Origin of the sequence: Herbaspirillum lusitanum P6-12, from assembly GCF_000256565.1 — a bacterium.
Taxonomy (GTDB): Bacteria; Pseudomonadota; Gammaproteobacteria; order Burkholderiales; family Burkholderiaceae_D; genus Herbaspirillum; species Herbaspirillum lusitanum.
This window is the reverse complement of record NZ_AJHH01000555.1, coordinates 1-5,309: the sequence shown is the minus strand read 5'-3', so window position 1 is coordinate 5,309 and position 5,309 is coordinate 1. Positions and strand designations below refer to the sequence as shown.

At 58.6% G+C, this 5,309-nt stretch carries 3 protein-coding genes and 3 pseudogenes; 4 read left to right on the top strand and 2 right to left on the bottom strand.

Features of this window, described 5'->3' with window-relative positions; genetic code table 11:
• Nucleotides 1–161 precede the first annotated feature (161 nt).
• Nucleotides 162–1,817: an acyl-CoA synthetase gene (locus tag HLUSI_RS0118455; protein WP_016835360.1), complete on the top strand. Its 1,656-nt coding sequence runs from the start codon at nt 162–164 to the stop codon at nt 1,815–1,817.
• A 72-nt stretch (nt 1,818–1,889) separates the two neighbouring features.
• Here the strand turns inward: HLUSI_RS0118455 and HLUSI_RS0118450 are convergent, their stop codons facing one another.
• Both HLUSI_RS0118450 and HLUSI_RS29500 read right to left on the bottom strand, forming a co-directional pair.
• The gene (locus tag HLUSI_RS0118450; protein WP_016835359.1) at nt 1,890–2,582 is read right to left on the bottom strand and encodes a Crp/Fnr family transcriptional regulator; all 693 of its coding nucleotides are present in this window, start codon (nt 2,580–2,582) and stop codon (nt 1,890–1,892) included.
• Nucleotides 2,583–2,793: 211 nt separating this feature from the next.
• Nucleotides 2,794–3,643 (bottom strand): annotated as a pseudogene (locus HLUSI_RS29500) (IclR family transcriptional regulator domain-containing protein).
• A gap of 182 nt (nt 3,644–3,825) precedes the next feature.
• Between HLUSI_RS29500 and HLUSI_RS0118435 the strand changes: the two are divergent.
• From HLUSI_RS0118435 to HLUSI_RS29495, 3 genes and pseudogenes are all read left to right on the top strand, one after another.
• Entirely contained in the window at nt 3,826–4,518 is a 693-nt protein-coding gene (locus tag HLUSI_RS0118435) for a 3-oxoacid CoA-transferase subunit A (RefSeq protein WP_029363743.1), read from the top strand.
• Nucleotides 4,515–4,721, top strand: a pseudogene (locus HLUSI_RS33630) (CoA-transferase); the annotation flags it as partial. The gene HLUSI_RS0118435 and the pseudogene HLUSI_RS33630, both read left to right, overlap by 4 nt.
• 61 nt (nt 4,722–4,782) lie before the next feature.
• Nucleotides 4,783–5,309: pseudogene (locus tag HLUSI_RS29495) on the top strand (thiolase family protein); the annotation flags it as partial.

Genomic DNA, 5,309 nt, shown 5'->3' with positions numbered 1-5,309 from the left:
TAGTGGCGATGTCGAATCCGTGTTGTCAATGTCTTGTTTGAGACAGTCTCTTGTTGCATTCCACCTCTACATTGGCTGCTTGGGACGAGAAACAATGGCTCGTCCCCAGACCATGAGCGATCAATCGCCGCACAGAATTTCTATAATTCAGGAGACATGCAATGCAGCAATCCATCTACGGGAAGGGTCTTTCCCGCACACCCGCAAACTACGTTCCCTTGACCCCTTTACACTTTCTTGACCGTAGCGCAGAGCAATACCCGGACCGAATTGCCGTCATCCATGGGAGTTTTCAACAGACCTGGAGCGAAACGCGCCGTCGCTGTCGACGATTGGCCAGCGCCTTGGTCAAGCGAGGTGTACAGCCGGGAGATACCGTGTCCATCCTGGCCCCGAATACCCCCGCGATGCTTGAGTCCCATTTTGGAATTCCTCTCAGCGGCGCAGTGCTGAACAGCATCAACTGTCGCCTGGACTCGGATGGCGTTCGTTTCATTCTCCAGCATGGAGAGTGCAAGATATTGTTGGTCGACCGGGAATTTTCCGAGTTGGTATCGCGGGCAATTGCCGATATGCCGGACAAGCCGCTGATTGTCGACATCAATGATGTGGAAGCCCCTCCAGGGAAAGCGATTGGCGAACTCGACTATGAGAGCTTGCTTCAGGAGGGTGCCCCCGATTTCGAAGGCATATGGCCGTCCGACGAGTGGGATGCGATTGCATTGAATTACACCTCCGGCACAACATCGGATCCCAAGGGGGTTGTACCGAGCCACCGCGGAACGTACGTCATGAGCATGCTGCAGCTGACGGACTGGGGGATGCCGCGCAACCCGGTCTATTTGTGGACCTTGCCGATGTTCCATGCCAATGGCTGGTGCTTTACCTGGGCGATCACGGCCGCTGCCGGTACCCACGTCTGCATGCGTAAAGTTACTGCCAGAAATATCTTCGACGCCATTGCAGACCATGGCGTCAACCATTTCTGCGCCGCCCCGATTGTGTTGTCTTCCATTGCCAGTGCGCCCGAATCCGAAAAACGGCCGCTACCGCATAGCGTACGCGTCCGGACTGCCGGTTCGCCACCGCCGGCAGCAGTTCTCAAGGCGGTGTTGGCGCTGGGTTTTGAAGTGGAACATGTGTATGGGATTACCGAGGCTTCCGGGACTCCTGTGAGTTGCTACATCAATCCTGCATGGTCGCAGTACGACAAAGACGAGCAGTCCCGGTTAATGGCGCGGCAAGGCAATCGATCGGCCGCTCTGGAGGGACTGATGGTGGCGGACCCCGACACTCTCGAGCCTGTCCCCTTCGATGGGAAGACCCAGGGCGAACTTCTCCTCAAGGGCAATATCGTCATGAAGGGATACCTGAAGAACGAAGAGGCGACTGAAAATGCCTTCGCAGGCGGATGGTTTCATACCGGAGACGTAGCGGTGGTGCATGCGGACGGATACGTGCAAATCACGGACCGTTCGAAGGATGTCATCATTTCCGGAGGGGAGAATATTTCCTCGGTCGAGGTGGAGGATGTTCTTCATTGCCATCCCGCTGTGCTGATTGCGGCGGTGGTTTCTCAACCCGATGCGAAATGGGGTGAAACTCCTTGTGCATTCATTGAACTGAAAGCCGGCATTGAACAACCGGATGAATCTGAAATCATCGCTTTTTGCCGTGAGCGATTGGCGCATTTCAAATGCCCCAAGCAGGTGATCTTTTGCGAGCTTCCCAAAACAGGAACAGGAAAGATCCAGAAATTCCGCCTGAGAGAATTGGTCGGAAGTCGAACTGCGATTACTGAGCCGGCCAGGGCCTGAAGACACAAACGGCGCTCTCGGAAGCGCCGTTTTCAATTGCCTTTCCGGGATCGTCCTGCATCTCAGCGGCGCTTACTCTTCATGGTGAGCAAATTCTCGTAGCCGGGATAAATCGAGAATGACGACCGAACCATATTCCACGGAAAGCAGTTTCATATCTGCGAGTTCACGCAATGCGCGATTCGTATTTTGTCTGGAGAGCCCGGACAATCTTCCAATCTCTTCCTGGGAGAGAGGCAAAGCTTGTTCTGTCGATGGATATAACTGAGGATTGAACAATTCCGACAAGCAGAATGCAACTCTGGCGGAGGCTTCTCTCAGGCGGCGGTTCTCGATCAGCGCAACGTAATATCCACAGCGCCAATTCAATTGATCGATGACAAAACGGCTGAAGGATGTGCTTTGCGACAAGAGCCATTCAAAAGTTTGCTTGGGAACGAAGGCTAGCTTGCTATCCCGAATGGCCACAATGGAATAGGGCCGCGGCTCATTCTTCAAAACGGCGCCTTCGCCGAACCATGCGCCGCCAGGAACGCCGGCGAAGGTCGTTGAGCGCCCGTCCTGCGAAACCGTGTCCACTTTTATCATGCCCTCAATCAGACCGAACCAGTGATCTGCCGGCGTCCCTCTCGGGTAAATGATCGTCCCGCTGGCAAATGACTTTTCGAAAATGTTCTGACGCAAACGTTCCATCTGGTCTTCCGTCAATTCGGCAGGCCAGCGTGACTTGTTAAGGAAAGCGATGAGTTCAGGGGACAGCGGCATGTTAGCGATAAGCGGAAATGAGAGAGATCAGGATGCCGAACAATATACGTGAATATGCAACTGCTGAGGCGTAGACAATTTCACCGCACTACAAAAATCTGTATCAACTTCGATGCTGCGTCGCAATGCATGAGCTCGCCGTGGGGCTTGGCGGCGCTGGCGGCGATGCTCAATATGAGCAGCGACGGCACGGTTCTCAGGCAGAGCGGCATCAAGGCAATAAAATCGACAGTTCCTCCGCGCCTCTTTTAAGGACCGGCAAGAACTGCTCTTCCATCTGCCTGCGACTGACGCGGGTCGCCTGCACGCCCACATTGAGCGCCGCCACCACGTTGCCGCCGGCGCCGCGCACGGGCACGGCGATCGAGCGCAAACCGACTTCCAGTTCTTCATCGATCAGCGCATAGCCGTCGTCGCGCACGCCGGCCAGGATCTCGCGCAGGCGCTTCTGCGATACCACCGTCTTGTCGGTCATGGCGCGCAGCTTCACTTTTCCGAAATAGGCCTTGAGCTGGTCTTCCGGCAGATGCGCCAGCATCGCGCGACCCGGTGTTGAGTGCAACCGACATCACGCGCGACGCGGCCGAGCGGGCCACGTACAACACTTCACTGTCGTCCAGAACCGCCAGCGAGCAGGACTCTCCCAGCGTGCGGCTGATGTTGTTGAGGTAAGGCTGGGACGAGACTGTCAACGGCGTCGACGAGAGATAGGAATAGCCCAGCGTCAGGATCTTCGGACGCAGCGAAAAGTTATTCACGTCGGCATCCGCATAACCCAGCTGGCGCAGCGTGTGCAGGCAGCGGCGCACGGCGGCGCGTGGAATGCCGGTCTTTTGGCTGATCTGCGCAATCGTCAGGCTGCGGCGCGAATCGGCGAAGGCGCGGATGACGGCGAGGCCGCGCGCCAGCGAGGTCATGAAGCTGGGATCGGTGAGGGCGTCGATTTCTTCGGCAATGCTCAGGCTGCGCTCGGCGGCAGGGATCGTATCGGCAGCGTCGTCGCCGGCTTTCGGCGCCGTCGGCGGAGATTTCTTGCTGGTCTTGTCGGTGGTCCTGGGCATGGTCTCGGCGGTGAGGAAGAGGGAAGTGGATTCGTATTCTAAACATTCGTGCGGTGAACGAACACAACCGATCCCGGCTTATTGACGATGAAACCGCCATTTCTCTACACTGAATGTGCGAAATATGACTATTTGTTCGATTATCGAACATTTCGAATTAGCACACTTCAGGAAGACGCATCGTGATCGATAAAACTTTTGAGTCCATGGAACGAGCGATGGATGGCATCCACGACGGCGCCACCATCATGATCGGCGGCTTTGGCAATGCCGGCATGCCCTCGGCCCTGATCGATGCGCTCATCGCCCAGGGCGCGCGCGACCTGACCATCGTCAACAACAATGCCGGCAACGGCGAAACGGGCCTGGCCGCATTGCTCAAGACCAAGCGCGTGAAGAAGATCGTCTGTTCCTTCCCGCGCCAGAGCGATTCGCAGGTGTTCGACGCCCTCTACCGCAGCGGCGAGATCGAACTGGAACTGACCCCGCAGGGCAACCTGGCCGAGCGCATCCGCGCCGCTGGCGCCGGCATCGGCGGCTTCTTCAGCCCGACCGGCTACGGCACCATGCTGGCCGAAGGCAAGGAAACCCGCGAAATCAATGGCCGCCATTACGTGCTGGAGTCGCCCATCCATGCCGACTTCGCACTGATCAAGGCGCTGCGCGGCGATCGCTGGGGCAACCTGGTCTACCGCAAGACCGCGCGCAACTTCGGGCCCATCATGGCCATGGCCGCCAAATGCACGATCGCGCAAGTCAGCGAAGTCGTGGCGCTGGGAGAACTCGACCCCGAGGTCATCGTGACGCCGGGCATTTTCGTGCAACGCGTGGTGCAAACCAACACGCAAGGCAACCTGCAGGAGGCCGCGCAATGAGCCGCTATACCCGTGAACAAATGGCCGCGCGCGTGGCCCGCGACATTCCCGAAGGCGCTTACGTCAACCTCGGCATCGGCTTGCCGACCAAGGTCGCCAACTACCTGCCGGCCGACAAGGAAATCTTCCTGCAAAGCGAAAACGGCCTGCTCGGCATGGGTCCGGCGCGCATCATGGGCATCGGCCCGGCGCCCGCCAGCAAGAAGTTGCTGGCGCGGCTGGGGCTGGACATCGCGCAAATGGACGTGATCGAACTCAACGAAGCCGCGGGACGTGCCGGGCGCGACCATCAATCGGCTGTGCGGATCGGGCATGGATGCGATCGGCATTGCCGCGCGCGCCATCAAGTCCGGCGAGGCGCAACTGATGATCGCCGGCGGCGTGGAATCGATGACGCGCGCGCCGTTCGTGATGGGCAAGGCCGACAGCGCCTTCTCGCGCAACGCGGCGATCTACGACACCACCATCGGCTGGCGTTTCATCAATCCGCTGATGAAGGCGCAGTACGGCGCCGATGCCATGCCGGAAACTGGCGAAAACGTCGCCGACGACTACAAGATCAGCCGCGCCGACCAGGACAAGTTCGCCGTGCGCAGCCAGGCCAAGGCAGCCGCCGCGCAGCAGAACGGCATCCTGGCGCAGGAGATCGTGCCGGTGGTCATTCCGCAAAAGAAGGGCGAGGCGATTACCGTGACGCAGGACGAGCATCCGCGCGCGACCAGTATGGAAGCGCTGGCCAAGCTCAAGCCCATCGTGCGGCCCGACGGCAGCGTCACCGCCGGCAACGCCTC